This is a genomic window from Rhodocista pekingensis, from assembly GCF_042665545.1.
In the GTDB taxonomy this organism is placed as follows: domain Bacteria; phylum Pseudomonadota; class Alphaproteobacteria; order Azospirillales; family Azospirillaceae; genus Rhodocista; species Rhodocista pekingensis.
Genome location: NZ_JBHTCM010000010.1, coordinates 509,283 through 532,566 on the forward strand (window position 1 = coordinate 509,283; position 23,284 = coordinate 532,566).

General features: G+C 71.3%; 22 protein-coding genes. 11 read left to right on the forward strand and 11 right to left on the reverse strand.

All coding sequences use genetic code 11. The features are described from left to right. Positions 1 to 12: 12 nt before the first annotated feature. A complete protein-coding gene (locus tag ACFQPS_RS10640) occupies positions 13 to 993 on the reverse strand; it encodes an SAM-dependent methyltransferase (RefSeq protein ID WP_377358813.1) in 981 nt (326 codons plus the stop codon). Between the two features lie 185 nt (positions 994 to 1,178). Between ACFQPS_RS10640 and ACFQPS_RS10645 the strand changes: the two genes are divergently transcribed. The 7 genes from ACFQPS_RS10645 to ACFQPS_RS10675 all read left to right on the forward strand — a co-directional run bounded on the left by ACFQPS_RS10645 (position 1,179) and on the right by ACFQPS_RS10675 (position 9,661). Next, on the forward strand, positions 1,179 to 2,663 hold the full coding sequence (locus ACFQPS_RS10645) for a sigma-54-dependent transcriptional regulator (RefSeq protein WP_377358815.1): 1,485 nt from the start codon (positions 1,179 to 1,181) through the stop codon (positions 2,661 to 2,663). Next, on the forward strand, positions 2,660 to 3,073 hold the full coding sequence (locus tag ACFQPS_RS10650) for an Hpt domain-containing protein (protein ID WP_377358817.1): 414 nt from the start codon (positions 2,660 to 2,662) through the stop codon (positions 3,071 to 3,073). The genes ACFQPS_RS10645 and ACFQPS_RS10650 overlap by 4 nt, the downstream gene beginning before the upstream one ends. Positions 3,074 to 3,200: 127 nt before the next feature. Then, positions 3,201 to 4,028, forward strand: coding sequence for a class I SAM-dependent methyltransferase (locus ACFQPS_RS10655; protein WP_377358820.1), 828 nt, complete (start codon positions 3,201 to 3,203; stop codon positions 4,026 to 4,028). 253 nt (positions 4,029 to 4,281) lie between these two features. Beyond that, positions 4,282 to 4,872, forward strand: a complete 591-nt coding sequence (locus tag ACFQPS_RS10660) for a cold-shock protein (protein WP_377358822.1) — start codon at positions 4,282 to 4,284, stop codon at positions 4,870 to 4,872. 497 nt (positions 4,873 to 5,369) lie between these two features. Beyond that, positions 5,370 to 7,130, forward strand: a complete 1,761-nt coding sequence (gene ggt, locus ACFQPS_RS10665; protein ID WP_377358824.1) for a gamma-glutamyltransferase — start codon at positions 5,370 to 5,372, stop codon at positions 7,128 to 7,130. Between the two features lie 251 nt (positions 7,131 to 7,381). Beyond that, positions 7,382 to 8,401, forward strand: a complete 1,020-nt coding sequence (locus tag ACFQPS_RS10670; protein WP_377358826.1) for a protein phosphatase CheZ — start codon at positions 7,382 to 7,384, stop codon at positions 8,399 to 8,401. Positions 8,402 to 8,410: 9 nt separating this feature from the next. Further along, positions 8,411 to 9,661 carry a pentapeptide repeat-containing protein gene (locus ACFQPS_RS10675; protein ID WP_377358828.1) on the forward strand — a complete coding sequence of 417 codons (1,251 nt, stop codon included), beginning with the start codon at positions 8,411 to 8,413 and terminating at the stop codon, positions 9,659 to 9,661. Between the two features lie 9 nt (positions 9,662 to 9,670). Here ACFQPS_RS10675 and ACFQPS_RS10680 read toward each other — a convergent pair whose 3' ends face one another. The 3 genes from ACFQPS_RS10680 to ACFQPS_RS10690 all read right to left on the reverse strand — a co-directional run bounded on the left by ACFQPS_RS10680 (position 9,671) and on the right by ACFQPS_RS10690 (position 12,088). Continuing rightward, a complete protein-coding gene (locus ACFQPS_RS10680) occupies positions 9,671 to 10,393 on the reverse strand; it encodes a gamma-glutamyl-gamma-aminobutyrate hydrolase family protein (protein ID WP_377358829.1) in 723 nt (240 codons plus the stop codon). 8 nt (positions 10,394 to 10,401) lie between these two features. After that, positions 10,402 to 11,391: an amidoligase family protein gene (locus ACFQPS_RS10685; protein ID WP_377358831.1), complete on the reverse strand. Its 990-nt coding sequence runs from the start codon at positions 11,389 to 11,391 to the stop codon at positions 10,402 to 10,404. A gap of 61 nt (positions 11,392 to 11,452) precedes the next feature. Beyond that, entirely contained in the window at positions 11,453 to 12,088 is a 636-nt protein-coding gene (locus ACFQPS_RS10690; RefSeq protein WP_377358833.1) for an alpha/beta hydrolase, read from the reverse strand. A 165-nt stretch (positions 12,089 to 12,253) separates the two neighbouring features. Between ACFQPS_RS10690 and ACFQPS_RS10695 the strand changes: the two genes are divergently transcribed. Together ACFQPS_RS10695 and ACFQPS_RS10700 are read left to right on the forward strand one after the other, a co-directional pair. After that, positions 12,254 to 12,820 (forward strand): HPF/RaiA family ribosome-associated protein, encoded by a 567-nt coding sequence (locus ACFQPS_RS10695; RefSeq protein WP_377358835.1) that lies wholly within the window; start codon positions 12,254 to 12,256, stop codon positions 12,818 to 12,820. A gap of 15 nt (positions 12,821 to 12,835) precedes the next feature. Beyond that, positions 12,836 to 13,207, forward strand: a complete 372-nt coding sequence (locus tag ACFQPS_RS10700) for a hypothetical protein (RefSeq protein WP_377358836.1) — start codon at positions 12,836 to 12,838, stop codon at positions 13,205 to 13,207. Positions 13,208 to 13,281: 74 nt separating this feature from the next. Here ACFQPS_RS10700 and ACFQPS_RS10705 read toward each other — a convergent pair whose 3' ends face one another. The 5 genes from ACFQPS_RS10705 to ACFQPS_RS10725 form a co-directional block, all read right to left on the reverse strand. Next, complete coding sequence (locus ACFQPS_RS10705) at positions 13,282 to 13,710, reverse strand: DUF4383 domain-containing protein (protein WP_377358837.1); 429 nt, start codon at positions 13,708 to 13,710, stop codon at positions 13,282 to 13,284. A 139-nt stretch (positions 13,711 to 13,849) separates the two neighbouring features. Then, positions 13,850 to 14,764 carry an RNA polymerase factor sigma-32 gene (locus ACFQPS_RS10710; protein ID WP_377358839.1) on the reverse strand — a complete coding sequence of 305 codons (915 nt, stop codon included), beginning with the start codon at positions 14,762 to 14,764 and terminating at the stop codon, positions 13,850 to 13,852. A gap of 413 nt (positions 14,765 to 15,177) precedes the next feature. Beyond that, positions 15,178 to 15,522 carry a hypothetical protein gene (locus tag ACFQPS_RS10715; RefSeq protein WP_377358840.1) on the reverse strand — a complete coding sequence of 115 codons (345 nt, stop codon included), beginning with the start codon at positions 15,520 to 15,522 and terminating at the stop codon, positions 15,178 to 15,180. Positions 15,523 to 15,740: 218 nt separating this feature from the next. Continuing rightward, on the reverse strand, positions 15,741 to 16,166 hold the full coding sequence (locus ACFQPS_RS10720; protein WP_377358842.1) for an organic hydroperoxide resistance protein: 426 nt from the start codon (positions 16,164 to 16,166) through the stop codon (positions 15,741 to 15,743). Positions 16,167 to 16,245: 79 nt separating this feature from the next. Beyond that, positions 16,246 to 17,835: a catalase gene (locus ACFQPS_RS10725; RefSeq protein WP_377358843.1), complete on the reverse strand. Its 1,590-nt coding sequence runs from the start codon at positions 17,833 to 17,835 to the stop codon at positions 16,246 to 16,248. A gap of 361 nt (positions 17,836 to 18,196) precedes the next feature. On the opposite strand from ACFQPS_RS10725, the gene ACFQPS_RS10730 reads away from it, so the two are divergent. Continuing rightward, positions 18,197 to 20,158 carry a methyl-accepting chemotaxis protein gene (locus tag ACFQPS_RS10730; RefSeq protein WP_377358845.1) on the forward strand — a complete coding sequence of 654 codons (1,962 nt, stop codon included), beginning with the start codon at positions 18,197 to 18,199 and terminating at the stop codon, positions 20,156 to 20,158. A gap of 171 nt (positions 20,159 to 20,329) precedes the next feature. Here the strand turns inward: ACFQPS_RS10730 and ACFQPS_RS10735 are convergent, their stop codons facing one another. Both ACFQPS_RS10735 and ACFQPS_RS10740 read right to left on the reverse strand, forming a co-directional pair. Further along, positions 20,330 to 20,497, reverse strand: coding sequence for a hypothetical protein (locus tag ACFQPS_RS10735; protein ID WP_012567347.1), 168 nt, complete (start codon positions 20,495 to 20,497; stop codon positions 20,330 to 20,332). 232 nt (positions 20,498 to 20,729) lie between these two features. Then, positions 20,730 to 21,533 carry a ferredoxin--NADP reductase gene (locus ACFQPS_RS10740; protein ID WP_377358848.1) on the reverse strand — a complete coding sequence of 268 codons (804 nt, stop codon included), beginning with the start codon at positions 21,531 to 21,533 and terminating at the stop codon, positions 20,730 to 20,732. 336 nt (positions 21,534 to 21,869) lie between these two features. On the opposite strand from ACFQPS_RS10740, the gene cysG reads away from it, so the two are divergent. Then, positions 21,870 to 23,279 (forward strand): siroheme synthase CysG, encoded by a 1,410-nt coding sequence (gene cysG, locus ACFQPS_RS10745; protein ID WP_377358849.1) that lies wholly within the window; start codon positions 21,870 to 21,872, stop codon positions 23,277 to 23,279. The last annotated feature ends 5 nt before the right edge of the window (positions 23,280 to 23,284 follow it).

The following is a 23,284-nucleotide window of genomic DNA, read 5'->3' on the forward strand; positions in this document are numbered from 1 at the left end:
GGGGACGGCCCGTCAGCTCAGGTCGGCGGGCTTCATGGCGTAGAAGCGATAGCAGCGCAGCCCGCCGGCCAGCGCCGCCAGCCGGCGGGCCCACATCTCCACCTCGTCCACCACGGCCAGCTTCGTGTCGTGGTCCATGGAGACGGTCTCCAGATGGCGGACCAGATCCTGGATGGCGGTCAGCACCAGCCCGCGGTGCATGTCGGAGATGTCCTCCGTGATCCGGATGTCCAGGTTCCGCTGCTGCATGGCGCCGACATACTGGTCCACGGTCCAGGGATGCGGTTCAACCGGTTCGTGCTTCATCCAGGCGTCGTAGTCGCGGCCGCGCGGCGTCACCCGGTCCTGCACATAGTCGGTGAACAGGAACTGGCCGCGCGGCTTCAGCGCCAGCTCCATCGTGTCGATCAGGGCATCCTTGTTGTGGATGGTGAAGAACGTCTCCTTGGAGAAGATCGCATCCACCCGCTTGGTCCAGACGAAGTTCTCCGGATCGAAGAACTCGACCGGCGCCTGCTTGGCCAGCCCGGCCTTCTGCGAAAGCTGCTTCGCCTTCTCCGCCAGCAAGGGGTCGTGCTCCAGCCCGGTGACCCAGGCACCGCACTGCTGCGCCATGGTCCGGGTGGAACCGCCCAGGCCCGCGCCGATGTCCAGCACGCTCATCGCCGGGTTCAGTCCCAGCGGCTTGATCAGGGTGGAGATGTGCTCCAGCCCGCCGGGGGTGGAGAACCCCTCCCCCCAGATCTTCTCCGCCACCTGCACCCGGGTGGCGGTCCAGAGCGGCTTGCCGTAGCGGTTGCGCGACCGTCCGGCTCCCCCGCCAGCCGCGGCGGAGGCGCCGCCCGCGCCGCCCGCGCCCCCCGCTCCCCCGTCGGCCCCGCCGTCCCTGCCGCCGCGGCGGAGCCCGGAAAGATCGTAGCCTTCCCACCAGGCGATGAAGCGCTGCCGGAAGGTGAGCGTGGCGCCGTCCCCCTCGTTCTGCGTCCCGGCCATCGTCCCAGCCCCGGCCCCCTGATCGTCACCACCGGCCGCGGCAAGGCGGCATGCGGCGTCAATCTACTGCTTCCGCGCCCGCCGAGGAACAGCCATCCGGGCTGGCGAAGCGGGCGCCATGCTACAATTTGCTAATCTCTTCGGGGCATTCCTATCCCCAGATGCAGGAGCGATCCGGGCGGACGATGACGGGCAAGAGCGGCACCACCGCCGACACGATCCTTCTGGTTGAAGATACGCTGCCCCTGGCGCGGGTCTACCGCGAGTACCTGGAGGCCGAGGGCCATCAGGTCGAGCAGGTGGAAACCGGAACCGCGGCGCTGGACGCCGCCGGCCGCCCTGGGATCGGCGTCATCGTGCTCGACCTCAAGTTGCCGGATACGGACGGGCTGGACGTGCTGAAGCAGCTCCGCGCCCGGCATCCCGACCTGCCGGTCGTCGTGGTGACCGCGCACGGCTCCATCAGCCTGGCCGTGGAGGCGATGCGGGAAGGGGCGGCGGACTTCCTGGTGAAGCCCTTCAATGCGGCCCGGCTGACGGTGACGGTGCGCAACGCCTGTGAACGCCGCAAGCTGGCCAGCATGGTGGAGCGCTACCGCCGCGACCTGGACCGCGAACGCTTCCACGATTTCATCGGCGCCTCCGCCGAGATGCAGACGGTCTACCGCACGATCGAGGCGGTGGCCCCCAGCCGGGCCAGCGTCTTCCTGACCGGGGAGAGCGGCACCGGCAAGGAGCTGGCGGCGGATGCCATCCACAAGGCCAGCCCGCGGCGGGCCGGTCCCTTCGTGGCGATCAACTGCGCCGCGATTCCCAAGGACCTGCTGGAGAGCGAAATCTTCGGCCATGTGAAGGGGGCGTTCAGCGGTGCAACCGCCGACCGGATGGGGGCGGCGCGGCAGGCCGACGGGGGCACCCTGTTCCTGGACGAGGTCTGCGAGATGCCGCTCGAGCTGCAACCGAAGCTGCTGCGCTTCATCCAGACCGGGCTGGTGCAGCCGGTCGGCAGCTCGAAGCCCGAGAAGGTGGATGTCCGCTTCGTCTCCGCCACCAACCGCGATCCGCTGGCGGAGGTGCAGGCCGGCCGCTTCCGCGAGGACCTGTACTACCGCCTGCATGTCGTGCCGGTCCACCTGCCGCCCCTGCGCGAGCGGGAGGACGACGCCATCCTGATCGCCCGCACCCTGCTGCATCGCATGTCGGCGGAGGAGGGCAAGCAGTTCCGCGGCTTCGCCCCGGAAGTGGAGGCGGCGATCCGCAGCTACGACTGGCCCGGCAATGTCCGCCATCTGGAGAACGTGCTGCGCAACATCGTCGTGCTGAACGACGGGCCGCTGGTCACCCCGGCCATGCTGCCTGACCCGCTGCGTTCCTTCCATCCCGTCACGCCCGCCGATCCGGCCCGCGCGCCCCGGCCGACCACGCCCGCCGGCGGCGGACCGGAGACGGCGACGCCGGGGACACCGGAAACCCCGGGGACACCGGGAACGCCGGGGGCACCGGCGGCGGAACCGGGCATCCGGCCGCTCTGGATGACGGAGAAGGAGGAGATCCAGCGCGCCCTGGCCGCCACCGGCAACGACGTGCCGAAGGCGGCGGCCCTGCTGGAGATCAGCCCCTCCACCGTCTACCGCAAGATCCAGCTCTGGAAGGCGGAGGAGCGGGGATGACCGGCACGACGGAGTCCGGCCCGGCCCCTGCCCCCACCGCTTCGCTGGATACGGCGCCCCTGGATCTCGCCATGCTGGAGGAGATGCGCGCCGCGATGCGGCCGGGTGCCTTCGGCGCGGTGCTGGACGTCTTCGTCAGCGACACGCGGCAGCGGCTGGCCACGGCCCGCCTTGCCGTGGGTCGGGGCGACGGTCCGGCGCTGGCGGCCGAATGCCACAGCCTGAAGAGCACGCTGGGCAGCTTCGGCGCGACCGCCGCCGCGGCCCTGGCGCGCAGGCTGGAGGACGCGGCGGCGCAGGATGCCGCGGCTGCCGGACCGCTGCTGGACCGGCTGGAGGCGGCGTCCGGCACCGTTCTGGACGAGCTTCTGGCCCGCTTTTCCGCTACTCCGGGAGGTGGGGGCGGCTGATCCCGACCGGGGCAGCTCCCTCCCCCGTCCGGGGCGCCCGGTTCCTGCGGGGAACCGCCATCGCCTGCGAGGGCGGGAGCGGCTCTGATCCGTTCTCCAGGGAAACCCTGTGGAACGGGAGGGCCCCATGAGCATCGGTGTCGGCGACCTGCGTCACGGCGTGGCGGCCCGGCCCGACCGGGCGGAGATCTATGCCCGCCGGATCGCCGAGCTTTACCGCACCTATCTGGAGCGCACCCCGCCGGAGACGCGCTTCTACGGGTACATCCACGCGCATTCCCGGAACCGCGCCGCCCAGTTGCGGCATGTGGATGCCTTCCTGCGCTACGCCCCCTGGCTGGCCGGGGCCCGCAGCGTGCTGGACTGGGGCTGCCGGCAGGCCGTGGATTCCTGCCTGCTGCGCCTCTATCTGGGCGAGGAGGCGGAGCTGCACGGCTGCGACATCGACCGCGGCGAGTTCGGCGTCTTCCACGACTTCGCCCGGCTGCACTACCGGCCGCTGGAGCACACCTGGCTGCTGCCCTACGCGGATGCCAGCTTCGACGCCGTTGTCGGCAGCGGCGCGCTGGAGCACGCGGCCCATGACGGGGAATCCCTGAAGGAGCTGTGGCGGGTGCTGCGGCCGGACGGCCATCTGGTCATCACCTTCCTGCCCAACGCCTGGTCCTGGACCGAGGCGGTGAACCAGGCCCTGGGCAACGAGCACCACCGCCGCCGCTACCGGCTGGGGGAGACGCGGCGGCTTCTGCTGCATCACGGCTTTCTGCCGGTGCATGCCGGTTATCATCAGGTGCTGCCCACCGCCGCGGGCGGCAGCCGGCTGGCGAACAGGCCCCTGGTGCGCGGGCTGCTGGAGCGGGGCTACGGCCTGAACGGATTTCTGGAGCGGACCTGGCCGGTCAACCGCCTGGCGGCCAACCTCCTGATTGTCGCACGCAAGGTCGTCTCCTTCTGACCGGAGCCAGAGTTGAAGGGCGCCCCCTGCGCGCCATATCGGGATGAAGCCGCGGCCGGTCCACCCTTAGGAGGCACCCCAGGTCTTTGATGGTGCAAGGGGGCCGTATCCGGTATAAGCTGTGTCCAGGGTGGCTGCTCGACCAGGCTTTTCCGAAGGGGAACTTTCGGCAGGTTATGCAATCGGGGGCACTCCCGGCAGCCGGTTCGCCGGCGACATCCACAATCGTTACGACCAGTCGAGTTCGAAATACATGTACGATCGCCGTTCTCCGCAGAGCCCGCAGATCACCCGGCGGGGCGTCAGCGCCACCGTCAAATGGTACAACCCCACGAAGGGATTCGGTTTCGTGACCCTGTCCGACGGGTCGCCCGACGCTTTCCTGCATGCATCCGTCGTGCAGGCCGCCGGTTACGACTCTCTGGCGGACGGCACCTCCATCGTCTGCGACCTGTCGCAGGGCAACAAGGGCCCGCAGGTCGCCTCCATCGCCAGCGTGGACGAGTCCACGGCTGCGGCCCCGGGGCCGCGTCGTGACCGCCCGGCCATGGGCGACGGCCCGCGCGGCCCGCGCCGCGGCGGCTTCGGCGGTGGCTTCGGTGGCGGCGGCGGCGGCGGTTATGACGCCGGCCCGACCGAGACCATCGAAGGCACGGTCAAGTTCTTCAGCAGCGACAAGGGGTTCGGTTTCGTGACCCCGGACGGCGGCGGGAAGGACGTGTTCGTGCATGTCACCGCGCTGGAGCGCTCGGGTGTCCGCACGCTGATGCCGGAGCAGCGCGTGCGCATCCAGACCAGCATGGGCCAGAAGGGCCCGCAGGCGAACCGCGTCGAAGTTCTCTGACGCGGGCGGGCTGACGACATCGGGGGTGCCGCCGGACCGGCGGCGCCCTCTCTGTCGTTCTCCGCACCGGCTTCCGATCCCTTTCCACCGCGGCGGCCCAGGTCGCCGCCGGACCGCCCCTACGGGGGTACGGACGGTCCGGGTGACAGGGGGCATCCTGGGGGCATGCGGTGCGGCCCGGCATGGCCGACCCGGATCGAAGGGGCGGCGAGGCTGGCAGGGTTCGGAGCAAGGGTCGGCGCGCTCGCGGAGAGGCGCGCCGGAGAGACCCGCTCCCCCTGCCCCCTCGCCGCCCCTTTTCCATGCCGGCCCTCTCCCTGTCCGGCGTCTCCCTGGCCGGCGTCACCCTGTCCGGCTTCGCCCGGCGTCCGCCCGGGTCCGACAGGAGCCTTCCCGCCGGACACGATACGGAGTCCCTGAGCACGACCGTGGCGGGAATCCTCCGGTCCGCGCAATTCCGTATCGCCAAAGGGGCTTCCGCATGGCACCTTGTTGCGATGCCGAAGACAGTCTCCCTCCCCGCCGCCCTCGTCCTCCTCCTGCTCGCCCTGGTCCTGCCGCCGCCTGCCGCGGCGCAGTTCGCCGGGCCGGAGCCCGCGACCACCTGGGTCGACAAGCCGCTGGTCCGGGCCGGCCGGGAGATGGCCGTGGCGGCGAACCCGCTGGCGTCGGAGGCGGGGCTGGAGATGCTGCGGCGCGGCGGCAGCGCCGTGGACGCGGCCATCGCCGCCCAGCTCGTGCTCGGGCTGGTGGAGCCGCAGTCCTCGGGCATCGGCGGCGGCGCCTTCATCGTCGTCGCCCGGCCGGACGGAACGGTCACCACCTTCGACGGGCGGGAGACGGCCCCCGCCGGCACCCGCCCCGACCGCTTCGTCGGGCCGGACGGAAAGCCCATGCCCTTCCTGCGCGCCCTGGACCAGGGCCGCGCCGTCGGCACGCCGGGCGCCATTGCGGTGCTGGCGCTGGCGCACGGGAAGTACGGCAAGCTGCCCTGGAAGGACCTGTTCGATCCCGCCATCCGGCTGGCGGAGGAGGGTTTCCCCACGCCGCTACGGCTGGCGGAGGTGCTGGAGCGCTGGCGGCCGGCGCTGGAACAGCGCGAGGATCTCCGCCGCGTCTATTACCATGACGGGGCCGGCCCCCTGACGGTGGGGGAGACTTTCCGCAATCCCGACTATGCCGCCACCCTGCGCCTGCTGGCGGCGGAAGGGCCGGCTGCCTTCTATACCGGCCCGCTGGCCGGGCGGATCGCCGACCGGCTGGCCGCCGCCCGCGGCGCCGACGGTCCCGCCGTCGTGACGCGGGAGGACCTTGCCGGCTACCGCGCGGTGGAGCGGCCCGCCGTCTGCGGCGCCTACCGTGTCTGGACCGTCTGCGGCATGGCCCCGCCTTCGTCCGGCGGGATCGCGGTGTTGCAGATCCTGGGCATGCTGGAGCCCTTCGACCTTGCCGGGCCGGGGCCGGACGATCCCCGCTCCTGGCACCTGCTGGTGGAGGCGATGCGCCGGGCCTATGCCGACCGCGAGGTCTATCTGGCCGATCCGGACCAGGTGGCCGTGCCGGTCCGCGGCCTGCTGGACCGCGGCTATCTGGCCGACCGCTCCGCCGGAATCGACCCGGCGCGGGCCGCGCAGGGCAAGGTGCCGGCCGGGAACCCGCCCTGGCGCGAGGGCACGCTCTACGCGCCGGAGGTCAATCCGGACGTGCCCGGCACCAGCCACCTGTCCACCGTGGATGCCGACGGCATGGCCGTGGCGATGACGACGACCGTGGAATCCGCTTTCGGCTCCGGGCTGATGGTGGGCGGCTTCGTGCTGAACAACCAGCTCACCGACTTCTCCTTCCTGCCGGAGCGCGACGGCCGGCCGGTGGCGAACGCCCCCGGGCCGGGCAAGCGCCCGCTCTCCTCCATGTCGCCCACGGTGGTGCTGGACAGGCAGGGCCGGCCGGTGCTGACGGTTGGATCGCCGGGCGGCAGCGCCATCATCGCCTATGTGGCGCAGGCCGTGGTCGCCATGCTGGACTGGAACCTGGACCCGCAGGTGGCACTGGCGCAGCCGCGGGTGGTCAACCGCAACGGCGCCACGCTGGTGGAAGCGGTGCCGCAGGCCGACGCGCTGGCGGGCGGGCTTGTCGTCCTGGGCCATCAGGTGGAACGGCGGCCGGTGATCAGCGGCCTGCACGCGATCCGGATAACGCCGGACGGACTGCTGGGCGGCGCCGACCCCCGCCGCGACGGCCTGCCCAAGGGCGACTGACCCCGGAGGCTCGCCACCGGGGACCAGCCGCCGGGAACGGGCGCCGCGCCGCCATGGCGGTCCTGGTCCGGGAGAGCGGGTTCTGACGCCTTTACGGCATGGCTGACGAGCCGATGGGCCGCGCCCTTACGTCTTTCGCCATCTGGCGCCGCGATTTCGGAGAGAGTATCCCTGTACGAACGGGGTATTCGGTATTCCTTAACCCTGGTTGTGATCTGATGGACGGCTGTTGCGGTCGGGGAGACGGGTTCATGGAACCGCTGGAGCTGAACGAGCGGGATTATGCCGTGCTGGAAGAGGCGCTGCTGTCCTCGGCCCGCGGGCGCGCGTTCCTCCGTCAGCGCGATCACCGCACCCGGCTCGTCTCGCAGGATGCGTGGCGCCAGCTCCTGGCCCAGCTCCGCGAGCAGGTGGCGCGGCTGGGCGGCGTCACCGGGGTGGAGGCCGTCGGCCAGAATCCGCAGATCCGCATCATGCGGGAAGAGCTGAAGCAGCTCTCCAGCTACATCGAACAGACCCGGCAGGAGATCGCCCAGCTCCGCCCCATGGATGCCGGGGCCAACCGGATCATGGCGGCGACGAACGAGCTGGACGCCATCGTGACCGCCACCGAGCGGGCGACCAGCGACATCCTGAACGCCACCGAACGCATCCAGGAACTGCTGGGCCGGCTGCCCCCGTCCGACACCGTCAGCGACATCGAGGCACAGACCATCGAGATCATGACGGCGTGCAGCTTCCAGGACATCACCGGGCAGCGCACCACCAAGGTCGTCAACACGCTGCGCTACATCGAGCAGCGCGTGAACACGATGATCGAGATCTGGGGCGTGGAGGAGGAGGGCGCCATGCCGGACGGCGGGCTGATCGCCACCCGCCCGGACGACCACCGCCCCGACCGCCACCTGCTGCACGGCCCCTCGCAGTCCCCGGTCAGCCAGGACAACATCGACGCCCTGTTCGAGGCGCTGGGCGACATCGACAAGCACAAGTCCGACGACGCCGTCAGCGGCGCGGCTGCCAACGGCCACCTCGCCACCCATGACGGCGGTCATGACGGTGCCCACGACAGCGGCCACGACGACGGGCACCACATCGACCACCACGCCCCCGCGGCCGAGGAGAAGGTGGCCCCCCCGCCGCCCCCTCCCCCGCAGCCACCGCCTCCCCCGCCGCCGCCCAAGACAGCGGCCCGGGCCGCAGCACCGGAACCGGCCAAGTCCGGCGGCGCCACGGCCACGCAGGCCGACATCGACGCCCTGTTCGGCTGAGACCGGCCGATGACCGACCAGGAGATCGCCCCCCGTATCCGGCTCTCCCAGGCGCAGCTCGACCGGGTCTGCGAACGGCACGAGGCGTACCTTGCCGGCCAGGCCGGCGGGACCCGGCTGAACCTTCCGTTCTTCGACCTGTCGTTCCTGTCCTTCGAGAAGCGCAACCTGACGAGTGCCAACCTTGCCGGGGCGATGCTGCGCGGTGCCCGGCTGGGCGGCGCCACGCTGGACTATGCCGACCTGTTCGGCAGCGACCTGCGCGAGGCCGACCTGACCGGAGCCCAGCTCCGCCGCACCGACCTGCGCGCCGCGAACCTGACCGCGGCCGTGCTGCGCGGCGCCGTCATGGTGGAATGCGACCTGCGCGACGGCAGCCTGGCCGGGGCCGGGCGGTCGGACTTCAAGCTGCTGGGGCTGGCGCCGGGGCCGGTGGACATGACCGCGACGGTGATGGCCGGGGCGGACCTGACCCGGGCGCGGCTGTCGGGGTCGCTGGCCATGCGGGCGGATTTCAGCGCCGCCGTGATGGTGGAGACGCGGCTGGTGCATTCCGACCTGCGCGACGCCCGGCTGGTCGGCGCGAACCTGAAGGGGGCCGAATTCGCCGGAGCCGACCTGCGCGGCGCCGACCTGACCGGCGCCCGGATCGACGCCGGCGCGCTGGAGGCCGCCATCCTGGGGGCGCAGGACACCGGGCGGCTGAACGAGCGGCCGGCGCTGGCGGAGGAGCTGGGCGATGATGTCGCCCCGCCGCTGGTGCAGCCCTCGACGGCCGACCTCCAGGCCATGCTGGCCGAGCATGCCGCCTGGGTCGCCTCGGCCGGGCGCGAGGGGCGGCAACTCGACGCCAGCGGCCTGGACCTCTCCGGTCTGAACCTCGCCGGCCGGGTGCTGACCCTGATGCAGGGGGCGGGCACCTGCCTGCGCGGGGCCGATCTCAGCGGGGCGCAGCTCCAGGCGGCCAGCCTCACCGGGGCCGACCTGCGCTCGGCCCGGCTGCGGCTGGCGGACCTGCGCGGGGCGACGCTGGACCGCGCCAACCTGATCGACACCGACCTGGAACGGGCCGACATGGGGCCGTTGGTGACCCAGCGCGGCCACAGCCTGCGCACCTCCCTGGTGCGGGCGCGGCTGGCCGGGGCGGCGCTGCGCAACACCCGGCTCTGCGGCGCGGACCTGACCTCGGCCGATCTGACCGGGGCCGACCGCACCGGCGCCGACCTTCACGATGCGATCCTGGACGGTATCCGCGGCTGACCGCCGCCGCTACGCCGCGGCAGGGGCGTCGGCCGGTATCCGTTCCGACGCCGCCAGAACCAGCGCCCGGAACAGGCGCTGCTGCCCGCGGTCGGTGACCAGGAACTCCGGATGCCACTGCACCCCCAGCAGGAAGGGCCGTTCCGGCACCTCCACCGCCTGGACGATGCCGTGAAGGTCGCGGGCGGCGATCCGCACCCCCTGCCCCGGCCGGTCCACCGACTGGTGGTGCAGGGCGTTCACCCGGCATTCCCCCTGGCGCAGCAGACGGTGCAGCAGGCTGCACGGATCGACACGGACCCGCTTGCGCGGCAGCACCGTGCGCAGGCGCGGCGCCTGGAGATAGACCTCGTGGATGTCGGTGTGCAGGGTGCCACCGCGGTGGACGTTGATCATCTGCGCCCCGCGGCAGATGCCCAGGACCGGGCGGCCGCACCGCTCGGCCCAGTCCAGCGCGGCCAGCTCCAGCCCGTCGCGGTCGGGGTCGATCCTCACCGTCGGCTCGACCAGGGACCCGTAGCGGGCGGGCGCGATGTCGTCGCCGCCGCCGATCACCAGCCCGTCCAGCCGGTCGAAGCGGCAGTCCGTCTCCGGCGTCAGCCGGACCGCCCGCGCCCCCGCCCGGACCAGGGCAAGGCGGTTGAACAGCCAGGGCGTCAGGCTGCGCCGCGCCGATGCGGTGACGCCGATCAGGGGACGGACCGGGGGACGGATCGGGGGAGGGCGGGCCATGCGCCGGTTCAGCCCGGCGCCAGCCAGCGGCCGACCACCCGCGGCCAGTCGGCCAGCGCCCGCTCCCGCCGGCAGTCCAGCCACAGGGCGCCCAGCTCGTTCAGCGCCCAGCGGTCGCTGGCCAGCCGTTCCACCTGGACCCAGCGGTTCCAGTCCGGCACGACGGACCAGCCCGGCTGCCCCACCCGGCTGTCGGGCAGGCGCCAGTGCCAGGTGGGCCTGGGCTTCACGCGCGGGTCGCGGCCGCAGCCGTCCAGCACGCCCGGCATCAGGCAGGCCAGCAGCGGGAACAGGTCCAGCTCGCGGTTGCGGGTCGGGTTCAGGCGGACATAGTCGCGGGCGAAAGCCTCCAGGTCCGGCCGGTAGTCCGGGTCCACGACCAGCGCCACGTACTCCTCCGGAAAGCGGTGGACGAAGGGGGCGACCCGGCGGGCGATGTCGATGCCCATGTCCTCCCGCAGCCAGGGAGAGAGCAGCAGATAGGCCTTCATCACGTCGATGATCGGGTCCGCCTCCGGCCGTGCCAGCTCGGGATTGAAATGCAGGCCGAAGGCGTAGAACAGCCGGCCCTCGGTGCCCATGGCGCCATGCCGGCGCAGCCCCTCGACCAGGGCGTCCAGGGTATCGACCTCGTCCACCGGGACGGGCGGACAGGAGATCTCATAGGGCATCACCAGACTGCCGACATCGCCCACGGCGGCGCGGAACCGCTCCTCCAGGGGGCCGGGCCTCTGCGGCAGGTCGCCGTCCGGCCCCTCCGGATGCGCGGCCAGCATGTCCAGTTCGACCGTGAAGGTGCCGTAGAGCGTGCCCTCGATGCGGAACCGGTGCTCGTCCCGGGGAAGCACGGTGCCACCGAAGATGTAGCGCACCAGCCGGGCGGCATCGGCCGGCGGCAGGCCCGCGAACTCGATCTCCACGCCGACACGGCGGCGGCGGCCGTCGGCGCGGTCGGGTTCGGGGGGAAGCAGCGGGTCGAAATGGGTCACGGCAGTCACGGCCTTCGTCGGGGCATCTTCTGGGGGGCGTCATCTGCGGAGAGCGTCCCCGGGGTAACGCTCAGACCCGGGAAAGGAGCCAGTCGCGGACTTCGCGGTGTACCCGGTCGCCCACCTCGTCCAGCCCGTGCCGGGCGCCGCTGAACAGCACCATGCGCTTGGGCTCCCGCGCCAGCCGGTGGACGTACTCCGTGCTCTCGCAGGGCACGACCTCGTCGTCCTTGCCGTGGATCAGCAGCAGGGCGGCCCGCGGTCCCAGCGTGGCTGCCGGTCCGGCACCGTAGCCCTGGGTCGCCAGCGTGGCGACGGCCGTGACCGCCGGCACCTTGGCAGCCGCCTGGATTACGACGGCGCCGCCGAAGGAGTGGCCGACCAGACCGAAGCGGCGGACGCCCTGGGTCTCCAGGTAGCGCAGGCCGGCCAGCACGTCGAAGACGCTTTCGGCCAGGTCGGTGGGGTGGCGGTAGCGGACCCGGAGGGAGGCGATGTCCTCCCCCGCCAGCTCCTCGGCCAGCCGGGGAAACAGGTCCCGGGCCGGACTGTCCCAGCCGCTGCCGATGCCCCCGGCCCAGACGACGCCGCGCTCCGCCGCCGGCGCCGCGTGGACACGGCAGCGGATCTCGCCCCGTTCCGTCGCCAGCGTCACCGGCTGGTATCCGCCCAGCAGGGATGTGTGCTCCTGGTTGCCGTAGGCCATGCGATCACCGTCTGCTGCCGCCCGCTCCCGTCGGAGCAGGGCGGCCGTCCCCCCCTCTTCAAACGGGAGGTGGAGCGCAGGGTTCCGGCGGGGAACGCCCGTCCGCCGGGGGCGTTGGAGCAGGGGTTACCGCCGCCGTGGCGCGGCCGTCACCGGGAGCGTCGCATGCAGAGCCCGCTGAAGATCGCCTTCCACAACATGGACCCCTCGCCCCGGCTCGAAGCCGACATCCGCGAGCGCTTCGCCAAGCTGGAGAAGCTGTACGACCGCCTGACCGCCTGCCGCGTCTCGGTCGAGGCGCTGCACCGCCAGCACCGCACCGGCAACGTCTACGAGGTCCATATCGACATGGTGGTGCCGGGCAGCGAACTGGTCGTCAGCCGGGAGCCCAAGGAAGCGCAGCAGAAATACGCCGACCCCGATGCCCACACCTCGATCCGCGACGCCTTCGCCGCGGCCGAGCGGCAGCTCAAGGAGTTCAAGCGGCAGCAGCGCGGCGAGGTGAAGCCGCACGAGGTGGACGTGCAGGGCCAGGTCGCCCAGCTTGCCGAGGATCACGGCTTCCTGATGACCAACACCGGCGGGCTGCTCTACTTCCACCGCAACAGCGTGATGAAGGACGCCTTCGCCGCCCTGAAGCGCGGCGACCGGGTCCGCTACATCGAGGAGATGGGCGACACCGGCCCGACAGCCAGCAAGGTCTGGACGGACACCGACCGCGACGCGGGCTGACGGAGGGGAGCCGGCATGGCCGAGACACCGCGCGACAGCGCCGAGACACCACGCGACAGCGTTCCTGCCGGCGGCGCGCCCGGCGCCCGGGCGGACAGGACCCGCGCCGCGCACGACCGCGGCGGGTTCCGCGACAAGATCCCCGTCGCCGATCCCGCCGCGACGCCGCTGGGCACCGACAGCGAGGCCAGCGGCGGGGCCGCCGCCGCAGCCCCCGAGGGCTCCCGGCCGCCCGGCCCGACCGGCGGCCCCTCCCCCGGAACGCCGCATCCGTCGGGGCAGGCCCGCGGGGACGTCCCACGGGGCGCGACCCGTTGGTTCTGGGTCGGCGGGGCCGCCCTGGTGGCCATGCTGGCGGGCCTTCTGCCCCTGTTCTTCCTGCGCTGAGCGGGCGTCTCCCCGACGGAAACCGGCCCGCCCCTGGGTAGGGCGGGCCGGTTCCGGGGCGGTGGCCCGACCGGTCAGGTCCGGACCCGGCCGTCGATCCGCGCCTCCACCGGGGCGGTGACGAACCAGCCGAAATAGGCGGCCGGGGCCGCCAGCAGGGCGTGCAGCCAGATGTCGTGACCGTAGATGGGGATCAGGCCGAAGGTCGTGTTCAGCACCGGGAAGAAGCCCATCACGACCAGCAGGCCGTAGACGACGGCGACGCTCCGGGCATAGGCGCGCGAGGCACCCCAGCCGCGCGACGCCGACAGGCCCCAGATGCCGAAGGCGAGGTGGACCAGATTATGGACCCAGTTCACCGGGAACAGGCCCAGCAGGTAGCCGTAGCCACCGTCGATGGCGAGGGCGCTGCCGTCCACCGGCGGCGCCAGCAGCGCGGGAATGAAGCCCAGGATGCCGGCCCCGGTGAACAGCAGGCCCCAGACGAGGGCGAATGTCCGCATGGATCATCTCCGGAAGAGAGCGGGTGGTCCCGTCTCAACCGGCAGGCCCGCCGCCCGTTGCGGGGCAATCGCCCGGCTTACCGGGAAAAGACGCTGGCCGGGAAAAGACGCCGACCGGGAAAAGAGCCCGGGCCAGGGCTCAGGCGGCGCGGCGCAGGTCGGCCTTGGCCCGCTTCGACGCCATGGGCAGAATCGGGGCGGCCGACGCCTCGGCCGCGCCGCGGACCCGGCGGGCGACCTTCTTGTAGGCCCCGCTCTCGATCTGGCGGATGCGCTCCTTGCTGACGCCGTACTGCTGCGCCAGCGTCTCCAGCGTCACCGGCTGGTCGGTCAGGTTGCGGCTGACGAAGATGTGCCGCTCCCGGTCGCCCAGCGCCCCCAGCGCATCGACCATCAGGGCCTTGCGGACCGCCAGTTCGCTCTTCTCGGCAAGGCGGACCTCCACCGTCTCCGCCTCGTCCGCCAGGAGGTCCAGCGCCTCGTGGTCGCCGTCCTCACCCACCGGCACGTTCAGCGACGTGACCGGGGTGGCGAAGCGGTGCTCCATCTCCCGCACTTCATCGACGGAGGCGCCCAGCTCGTCGGCGACGCGATCCGCCTCCTCGTCGCTCATGATGCGGTCCTGGATGCCCAGCCGGCGCTGCGTCTGGCGGAGATTGAAGAACAGACGCTTCAGCGCGGCCGTGTTGCCGCCCTTCAGCATGGACCAGTTGTGCAGCACATAGGTCTGCACCTCCGCCCGGATCCACCACAGCGCATAGGTCGCCAGACGGAATCCGCGGTCGGGATCGAAGCGCTGCACGGCCTTCACCAGACCGATGTTCGCCTCGGAGATCAGATCGCCCATCGGCAGGCCCGAACGGGCGTATTTGGAGGCGATCTTCACCGCCAGCCGCATATGGCTGCGCACCAGCCGGTCGAACGCCTTGCGGTCCTGGCGCTCCGCCCAGGCCCGCGCCAACGCCTGCTCCTCCGCCGGGTCCAGCATGGGGTGGCGGTTGGCCTGGGCCGTATAGGCGCGCAGCACATCGATGGATTCGGAAAAGACTGACATCAGCAACATCCTCCAGACGCAGAGGCGCCATGGCACAGGGCCGGCCTGTGCAGGGGCGTTTCCACCCCCGCGCCCGGCCTTTGCCGGGCACGCCCTGTCGGTCCGCCGTCCTTTCTTGGAACGGTTCTAAGATAAGCCCGCCGCCACCGATCCGCAAGCCCCGAGATAGCTTGCGAACAAGATTATCGTGCGCAGGAGTTTTCACCTCCCTGCGCACGCCCGATCGCCCGCCTGTCTCCCTGGAAGCCGTGTCCAGGCGCACCTGCCTTCGGGGTCCGTCTCTCCAGGGGTCCTTTCAGGGCATGTCCTCGGGAACGTAAAGGTCAACAGCAGGCCCGCGCCCCTGTTCCCCTCCCGTCTTTCCCGCCGCCCGGGCGGGAAGACCGGAGCGGCCGGCGCGGGCCGGGCCGGCGTCAGGCGACGGCGATGGCGGGCGGGGTTTCGAAGGCGCAGGAAATCTCCAGCACGTCGGGCGCCCCGCTCAACACCCAGTCGCCCGGCGCGGTCAGGCCCGGATGGGCCCCGTCCCAGACGACGGCACCGCCCAGGGACCGGATGCGGGCCGCCATGTCACAGACGGCCGTGGCAGGATAGAGCCCGCCGCCGATCAGGGCGCCGCCGAAGCGCATCTCCCGCAGCAGAGCCAGGGCGGAGGCCGGATCGTTGGTCACCGCCTTGGCGCGGTGACCGGCCCGTGCCAGTTGCCCCGCAAGGCGCAGCGCCTTCAGGGCATCGCCTTCCACCAGGAGGATGTCCATTCCTGTGTCCCCGGGGGCCTTCCTGCCTGGGCTGCCACCGCCAGGCCCCCTTGCGCAGCGGCCCGTGGTTGAACCCTTATCCTAGCCCGTCCCGGGGCGGGACCGGATTCCCCATTGGTCCGTCGCCCCTAGGCAGTTCGGTGGAGCCCCACCGGGGCGGACTAATCCCGACGGGGGGGGCGCCGGCAGCCCTTGCCCGCCCCGGTCGGGATCGCCGCTCAGGCCACCGTCGTCCGCACGTCCAGATTGCCCCGGGTCGCGTTGGAATAGGGGCAGACCTGATGCGCCTTTCCGACCAGCTCCTCGGCGCGGGCACGGTCCACCCCCGGCAGGTCCACCCGCAGCGCCACGTCCAGCCCGAAGCCGCCGTCGGAGCGGGGGCCGATGCCGACCGTGGCCGTCACCGTGGCATCCGGCGAGACGGTCAGCTTCTCCTGCCGGGCCACCAGCTTCAGGGCCCCCAGATAGCAGGCGGCATAGCCGGCGGCGAAAAGCTGTTCGGGGTTGTTCCCCTCCCCGCCGGCGCCGCCCAGTTCCGTCGGCGTCGAGAGCCGGACGTCGAGGCTGCCGTCGGCGGTGCGGGCGCGGCCGTCGCGCCCGCCGGTGGCGGTCGCCTCGGTCCTGTACTTCACATCCACGGGCATCTGCTGCTCCTGTCCATCGGTCTGGTGGGGTGGGAACGGGCGGCGACGCCCGATGGCTCCAGGGCCGCCGCCCGACCGCTTACTCGGCCGCGTTGCGGCCGGGCTCCTGCTCCAGCTTGCCGCTGGTGTAGGTGGGACCGCGCCGGTTCTGGCCCGGCGACGGCTTGCCCTCCAGCGGCGGCAGGGCCTTCGCCGTCTCCAGGTCGATGCCCGCGCCCTGCGCCACCCGGGTGCCGTAGTCCGGATCGCAGTGCCAGAAGTGCCAGACCATGCGCAGCGCGATGTGCTCCGGGCACTGCTTCATGTCGTCGGACAGGTTGGCGATCAGGTCGTCGCGCTCCCAGTCCTCGAAGCTGCGGTAGCGCTCCCCGGCCTGGACATAGTCGTCCGCCGTGCGGGTGGTCTGGTAGCGGCCCAGGTGTCCTTCGACCCACTGGTGGTAGTCGTGCTCCGGCTTCGGCGCTTCCGTCAGCCCGCCCATGGAGCTGGGCTCGTAGTTCACCCGCGGGTTCTCCGGGCCGCGGTCCACGTAGAAGGCCATCTGGCCGTCGCGCTGGTTGGTGCGGGCCGGCGTCACCGGGGCGTTGACCGGAAGCTGGAGGTAGTTGGCGCCGACGCGGTAGCGCTGCGTGTCCGAATAGGACAGCGTCCGGCCTTGCAGCATCTTGTCGTCGGAGAAGTCGATCCCGTCCACCAGCACGCCGGTGCCGAAGGCCGCCTGCTCCACCTCCGCGAAGAAGTTGTCGGCGTTGCGGTCCAGCACGACCCGGCCGACCGGCAGCAGCGGGAAGCGGTCCTCCGGCCAGCGCTTGGTGTCGTCCAGCGGGTCGAAGTCCAGTTCGGGATGCTCCTCGTCCGACATGATCTGGACGCACATCTCCCACTCGGGATAGTCGCCGCGCTCGATCGCGTCGTGCAGATCGCGGGTGGCGTGACCGACATCGCGGGCCTGGATCTCCGCCGCCTGCGGGGCGGTCAGGTTGCGCACGCCCAGCTTCGGCTCGAAGGAGAACTTGCAGAGCACGGCCACGCCCTGGTCGTTCACCAGCTTGTAGGTGTTCACGCTGGAGCCCTGCATGTGCCGGTAGTCGGCCGGGATGCCCCAGGGGCTCTTCACCCAGGTCACCATGTGCAGGCTTTCCGGGTGGTGCATGACGAAGTCGTAGAAGCGCCAGGGCTCCTGCCGGTTGCTGATCGGGTCCGGCTTGAAGGCGTGGATCATGTCCGGGAACTTCACCGCGTCGCGGATGAAGAAGACCTTCAGGTTGTTGCCGACCAGGTCCCAGACCCCGTCCACCGTCTTGAACTTGATGGCGAAGCCGCGCGGGTCGCGGGCGGTTTCGGGGCTGTCCTTGCTGCCGATCACGGTGGAAAAGCGGATGAAGACCGGCGTCCGCTCCCCCGCCCGGGTCAGCACCTTCGCCCGCGTGTATGTCGTGGCGGGCTCGTCACCGATCCGGCCATAGGCCTCGAACCAGCCATGTGCCCCGGTGCCGCGCGCATGCACGACGCGCTCCGGGATGCGCTCGCGGTCGAAATGCGTGATCTTCTCGATGAACTGGTAGTTCTCAAGGGTGGCCGGGCCGCGTTCGCCGACGCTGCGGATGCTCTGGTTGTCGGAGATCGGATGGCCCTGCCGGTTGGTCAGCGTGCGATCATCGCTGCCCATCGCTTCCTCCTGGGTCCAAGGGCGTGCCCGCCCGCATCACCGGGGCGGCCCCCCTCCAACCGGGCTGTCCGCCGCCGGTTCCGACAGCGCCCTCCCTGGCCGGCCGGCCAGGGCAGGATGTCGCGCCTATCCTTCCGATTACTTCACCGATACAGCGGACGGTGCCACGCACCGCCCCCGGCGGAAACGATCTGAAACATATCGCAACAGAAACCGCACGGATGCGGCCTTTCCCTTCAATGAGGCGGCGCCTTGTTCTGGGCTGAAAGATTTCGGCACACGCTAATACTTTCGGTTAAGGCTTCATCAATCCAACGCGCCCGATACTCGCGCCACGGGGACTGGGTCCCGGGAGGATGCGATGCGGAAATGGCTGAATAATCAACCCCTTGGCCTGAAACTGTACGGTGTGGTCGCGCTGCTGTCGCTGATCGCCGTCCTGCTGGCGGCGATCGGCAACCTCTCCTTGTCGGCGCAGCATGCGCGGACGGAGGCGATGCGGCTGGCCGAAGCGCATCTGGAGACCGCGGCCGAGGCGGCGGGCGGCCTCCAGGCGCTGGCCCGCCACACGGCGATGCTGGCCCTGGATCTGAGCGGCCCCCACCGGGAGAGCCATGAGGCCGCGGCCGCGGCTGCGCTGGAGACGGTGCGGGAGGATCTGCGCACCCTGGAGAGCAGCGACGCGCGCCTCCAGGACCGTCTGGCCGGGGTCGAGGCGGAGATCGAGGCCTTCCTGCCCACCTACCGCGCGGTGGTGGAGGCCGGCGCCCGGGGCGATGCGGCCGCAGCGGCGCGCGCGGTGCTGGACGGCAGCGCCCGGATCGACGCCGCCACCGCCGTCTTCCAGTCCGTCGAACGGGAAGCCAGGGCGGAGCAGGATACCCTGGCCGCCTCCGTGGCCGCCGCCCGGGAACAGGCGGGCCTGACCATGATCGCCACCGCCGTGGGCGCCATCGCCATCGGCTTCGGCCTGTCCTGGTTCATCGTCAACGGCATCAACCGGCCCCTGACCCGGATGATCCGCGCCATGGGCCGGCTGGCCCAGGGCGACGACCATGTGGAGATCGAGCGGTGCGGCCGGCGCGACGGGATCGGGGAGATGCAGGAGGCCCTGGTCGCGCTCAAGGCATCCATCGCCGATGCCTATCACATGCGGCAGATGGTGGACGACATGCCCATCGCCGTCATGCTGACCGATCCGCAGGACGAATTCCGCATCACCTACTGCAACAAGAGCACCAACGCCCTGCTGAAGAGCATCGAGCACCTGCTGCCCGTGAAGGCGGACGAGCTGGTGGGCCGGACGATGGATGTCTTCCACCGCGTCCCGACCCGCCAGCGGGAGATCCTGTCCGATCCCGCGAACCTGCCCTGGAAGGCGAAGATCCGGCTGGGGCCGGAGACGCTGGACCTGCGCATGTCCGCCGTGAACGACCGCCAGGGCCGCTTCCGCACCGTCATGCTGAACTGGGCCATCATCACCGAGCGGGTGAAGCTGGCCGACGATTTCGAGCGCACCGTGAAGGCCGTGGTGGACACGGTGGCCGCCGCCGCGACGGAGCTGGAGGCGTCGTCCCGGTCCATGTCGGCCACGGCGGAGGAGACACGGTGCCAGTCCATCACCGTCGCCTCGGCGGCGGAGCAGGCCTCCGCCAACGTGCAGACGGTCGCCTCCGCCGCGGAGCAGCTGTCCGCCTCCATCGCGGAGATCGGCAAGCAGGTCGCCCATTCCTCCGACATCGCCGCCCGCGGCGCGGCTGAGGCGGACGCCACCCAGGCCACCGTGGACAGTCTCGCGGAGGCCGCGAAGAAGGTGGGCGAGGTGGTCGGCCTGATCAGCGCCATCGCCAGCCAGACCAACCTGCTGGCACTGAACGCGACGATCGAGGCGGCCCGCGCCGGGGAGGCCGGCAAGGGCTTCGCCGTCGTCGCCGGCGAGGTGAAGGTGCTGGCGCAGCAGACCCAGAAGGCGACGGAGGACATCTCGACCCAGATCGCCGCGATCCAGGAGGCGATGGGCGGGGCAGTCGGAGCCATCCGCCGCATCAACACCGTGATCGCCGAGGTGAATCACATCGCCGGCGCCATCGCCGCGGCGGTGGAGGAACAGTCGGCGGCGACGCAGGAGATCGCCCGCAACGTCGAGCAGGCGGCCAACGGCACGGCGGAGGTCTCCGCCAACATCGCCAGCGTCACCGTCGCAGCGTCGGAAGCCGGCAGCTCGGCGGTGCAGGTCGCCGACAGCTCCAGCGAGCTGGGCCGGCAGTCGACCCTGCTGGCGACCCAGGTGGACACCTTCATGCGGTCCGTCCGCGCCGCCTGACCAGCGCCCCCCCGCCCGTCCCGTCTGGCGTCCGGACGCGGAAAAGCCCCCGTGAGAGCGATCTCCGGGGGCTTTTCCGTATCTCCGTCCCGAGCCTGACGCCCGGGCCTGCGGCTGATGTCCGTCGCGTCGCGCTCCCGCCCGTCCCTGTGGACGGGCGGGAAGGGTCCGTCAGCCGTCGATCAGGGCGCGGTTCCGCTCCAGCGCCTGCGTCAGGTCGTTCTGCGCATCGCGCAGGCGCCGGGCGCAATCGGACAGGCGGCGCACATGAAAGGCCATGTCCTCGGCCCGGTTCAGCAGGTGGGAGTGCGGCAGGCGGGTGCGCATGTCGATGACCATCACGAACTCCTGGTTGGTTGTTCGCTGCTTTCTACGCCCGTTTCCGCCCGTTGGATCACTCCAGGCTGGTTACATATGCGTTCGGTCAGCTATGCAATCGGATACTGGCACGCGATCGGGACGATATACAAGCAAAAGGTGATGTGCCCGGGCGCAGAAATGCGCCGCCCGGGGCCTGTGCCCCGGGCGCGCCCATCAACGGTCCGGCCGGTCCCGGTATGGCCGGTCCCCGTCAGGCCACGGCCCGGACGGGTTCCGGCGCCGACTTGTCCACGAAAGCCTTTTCAATGACATAGTCGGCCGGCGTATGCCCGGAGCCTTCGACGAAGCCCCGCTCCTCCAGCAGGGCGTTCATGTCCGCCAGCATGTCCGGGCCGCCGCAGATCATCGCCCGGTCCAGCGCCGGGTCGAGGTCCGGCAGGCCCAGGTCCGCCGCCATCCTGCCGGTGCGCACCAGATCGGTGATCCGGCCGGTATAGGTGGAGGGTTCGCGCGTCACGGTCGGGTAGTAGACGAGCTGCTGGCGGATCAGGTCGCCGAAATACTCGTTCTCCGGCAGCTCGCGGGTGATCAGGTCCTTGTAGGCCAGCTCGGCGTTGAAGCGGACCGTGTGGGTCAGCACCACCCGCTCGAAGCGGCCATACAGCTCCGGATCGCGGATCAGGCTCATGAAGGGAGCGAGGCCGGTGCCGGTCGAGAACAGGTAGAGATTGCGGCCCGGACGCAGATGGTCGGCCACCAGCGTGCCGGTCGGCTTGCGCCCCACCAGCACGGTGTCGCCCACCTGGATGTGCTGGAGGCGGGAGGTCAGCGGCCCGTTCGGCACCTTGATCGAGAGGAACTCAAGATGTTCCTCCCAGTTCGGGCTCGCCATCGAATAGGCGCGCACCAGCGGGCGGCCGTCCACCATCAGCCCGATCATGGCGAACTGGCCGTTGACGAAGCGGAGCGAGGGCGAACGGGTCAGGGTGAAGCTGAACAGCGTATCGGTCCAGTGATGGACGCTGGTCACCTTCTCCTCGGCGAATGCGCTCATGAACCACGGTCCTCCTCTGTTGCAGCGCACCCAGAAATGCACGGTCTGGCAGGGAACATAAATACATTCTGCCATCGTGAAACCCCGATTCTCGGGGCTTTGAATGTCCCTGCTGCATGGCTGATTCGCAAGCCATTCTCAATTGGATGACACCCTGTCGCATCCGGAACCGTAAGAGCCTGAAACCGTTGGACTTGATCCCTTCTGTCGCACCCCGCGATATACTAATTATTAGTGTTAAAATATAATTTCACCTTGTCAACCGACGGCTTCGTGGCAAGTTACCCCTGCGACGTGTGGCATTAGCGCGCCTGTTGCAGCGCAGGGAGACATCCCGTGGCCCTGAAGACCTTTCCGATCTCCGTCGTCCTGGCCGACCGGACCGTGCTGCTGGCTGGCGGGGGGGAGACGATGCTGCGCAAGGCCCGCCTGCTGGCCCCGTCCGGCGCGAAACTGCGGCTGGTGCACCCCGACCCGGCGGCGGACCTGGCGGCGCTGGCGACGGAGATCCACCGCCGCCCGTTCGTTCCCGGCGACCTGGACGGCGCCGTCCTGGCCTTCGCCGACGGCGACGATCCGGAGACGGCAGCGGCGGTGGCAGAGGCCGCGCAGGCGCGCGGCATCCCCGTCAACGTGCCCGACCGCCCGGCGCTGTCCGGCTTCATCATGCCGGCGATCATCGACCGCGACCCGATCACGGTCGCCATCTCCTCCGGCGGGGCGGCGCCCGTGCTGGTCCGCCGCCTGCGCGCGCAGCTGGAGGCGGCGCTGGAGCCGGAGCTGGGGGCCCTGGCCCGCTTCCTGGACCGCTTCCGGCCAGCCGTGAAGGCGACCCGCAAGGACGAGACCGCCCGCCGCCGCTTCTGGGAGGCGGTGGTGGACGGCCCGGCCGCCGCCCGCCTGCTGGCCGGCGACGAGGCGGGGGCGCAGGCGGCCCTGCGCCGCGCGCTGGACGATCCCGGCCACGGGCAGGAGGCGTCGGGCCGCGTGGCGCTGGTCGGCGCCGGCCCCGGCGATCCCGACCTTCTGACCCTGCGCGCCCTGCGGGTGTTGCAGGATGCCGACGTGGTGGTCCACGACAGGCTGGTGGACGACCGCATCCTGGACTATGTGCGCCGCGATGCCCGCCGCATCTTCGTCGGCAAGTCCCGGGCCGACCACACCCTGCCGCAGGAGCGGATCAACGCCCTGCTGGTGGCGGAGGCCGCGGCCGGGCACCGGGTCGTGCGGCTGAAGGGGGGCGATCCCTTCGTCTTCGGCCGCGGCGGGGAGGAGGTGGAGGCGCTGCGGGCCGCCGGCATCCCGGTGGAGGTCGTGCCCGGCATCACCGCCGCGCTGGGCTGCGGTGCCGCCGCGACGATCCCCGTCACCCACCGCGGCGCCGCCCAGGGCGTAACCATCGTCACCGGCCACGGCAAGGACGGCGAGCCCGACCTGGACTGGGAGGCGCTGGCCCGGCTGAAGCACACCCTGGTCATCTACATGGGCCTGTCCGCCGCCAGCCGCATCGCCGACCGCCTGACCGCGGCCGGACTGCCCGCCGCCACGCCCGCCGCCCTGATCGAGAAGGGCACCCGCCCCGATCAGGTGCTGGCGGTCGGCACGCTGGGCGGGCTTCCCGCGCTGGCGGCGGCCCACCGGATGGCCGGCCCCGCCCTGATCGTCGTGGGCGAGGTCGTGCGTCTGGCCGACCCCGCCCGCATCACCGCCATCGCCCGGCCCGCGCTGGCCGTGGCCGCGGAATAGGGAGG

Bases quoted from the DNA above. Each gene is read 5' to 3' on its own strand.
- ACFQPS_RS10640 (WP_377358813.1), bottom strand. From the start codon at position 993: ATGGCCGGGACGCAGAACGAGGGGGACGGCGCCACGCTCACCTTCCGG.
- ACFQPS_RS10645 (WP_377358815.1), top strand. From the start codon at position 1,179: ATGACGGGCAAGAGCGGCACCACCGCCGACACGATCCTTCTGGTTGAA.
- ACFQPS_RS10650 (WP_377358817.1), top strand. From the start codon at position 2,660: ATGACCGGCACGACGGAGTCCGGCCCGGCCCCTGCCCCCACCGCTTCG.
- ACFQPS_RS10655 (WP_377358820.1), top strand. From the start codon at position 3,201: ATGAGCATCGGTGTCGGCGACCTGCGTCACGGCGTGGCGGCCCGGCCC.
- ACFQPS_RS10660 (WP_377358822.1), top strand. From the start codon at position 4,282: ATGTACGATCGCCGTTCTCCGCAGAGCCCGCAGATCACCCGGCGGGGC.
- ggt (WP_377358824.1), top strand. From the start codon at position 5,370: ATGCCGAAGACAGTCTCCCTCCCCGCCGCCCTCGTCCTCCTCCTGCTC.
- ACFQPS_RS10670 (WP_377358826.1), top strand. From the start codon at position 7,382: ATGGAACCGCTGGAGCTGAACGAGCGGGATTATGCCGTGCTGGAAGAG.
- ACFQPS_RS10675 (WP_377358828.1), top strand. From the start codon at position 8,411: ATGACCGACCAGGAGATCGCCCCCCGTATCCGGCTCTCCCAGGCGCAG.
- ACFQPS_RS10680 (WP_377358829.1), bottom strand. From the start codon at position 10,393: ATGGCCCGCCCTCCCCCGATCCGTCCCCCGGTCCGTCCCCTGATCGGC.
- ACFQPS_RS10690 (WP_377358833.1), bottom strand. From the start codon at position 12,088: ATGGCCTACGGCAACCAGGAGCACACATCCCTGCTGGGCGGATACCAG.
- ACFQPS_RS10695 (WP_377358835.1), top strand. From the start codon at position 12,254: ATGCAGAGCCCGCTGAAGATCGCCTTCCACAACATGGACCCCTCGCCC.
- ACFQPS_RS10700 (WP_377358836.1), top strand. From the start codon at position 12,836: ATGGCCGAGACACCGCGCGACAGCGCCGAGACACCACGCGACAGCGTT.
- ACFQPS_RS10705 (WP_377358837.1), bottom strand. From the start codon at position 13,710: ATGCGGACATTCGCCCTCGTCTGGGGCCTGCTGTTCACCGGGGCCGGC.
- ACFQPS_RS10710 (WP_377358839.1), bottom strand. From the start codon at position 14,764: ATGTCAGTCTTTTCCGAATCCATCGATGTGCTGCGCGCCTATACGGCC.
- ACFQPS_RS10715 (WP_377358840.1), bottom strand. From the start codon at position 15,522: ATGGACATCCTCCTGGTGGAAGGCGATGCCCTGAAGGCGCTGCGCCTT.
- ACFQPS_RS10720 (WP_377358842.1), bottom strand. From the start codon at position 16,166: ATGCCCGTGGATGTGAAGTACAGGACCGAGGCGACCGCCACCGGCGGG.
- ACFQPS_RS10725 (WP_377358843.1), bottom strand. From the start codon at position 17,835: ATGGGCAGCGATGATCGCACGCTGACCAACCGGCAGGGCCATCCGATC.
- ACFQPS_RS10730 (WP_377358845.1), top strand. From the start codon at position 18,197: ATGCGGAAATGGCTGAATAATCAACCCCTTGGCCTGAAACTGTACGGT.
- ACFQPS_RS10735 (WP_012567347.1), bottom strand. From the start codon at position 20,497: ATGGTCATCGACATGCGCACCCGCCTGCCGCACTCCCACCTGCTGAAC.
- ACFQPS_RS10740 (WP_377358848.1), bottom strand. From the start codon at position 21,533: ATGAGCGCATTCGCCGAGGAGAAGGTGACCAGCGTCCATCACTGGACC.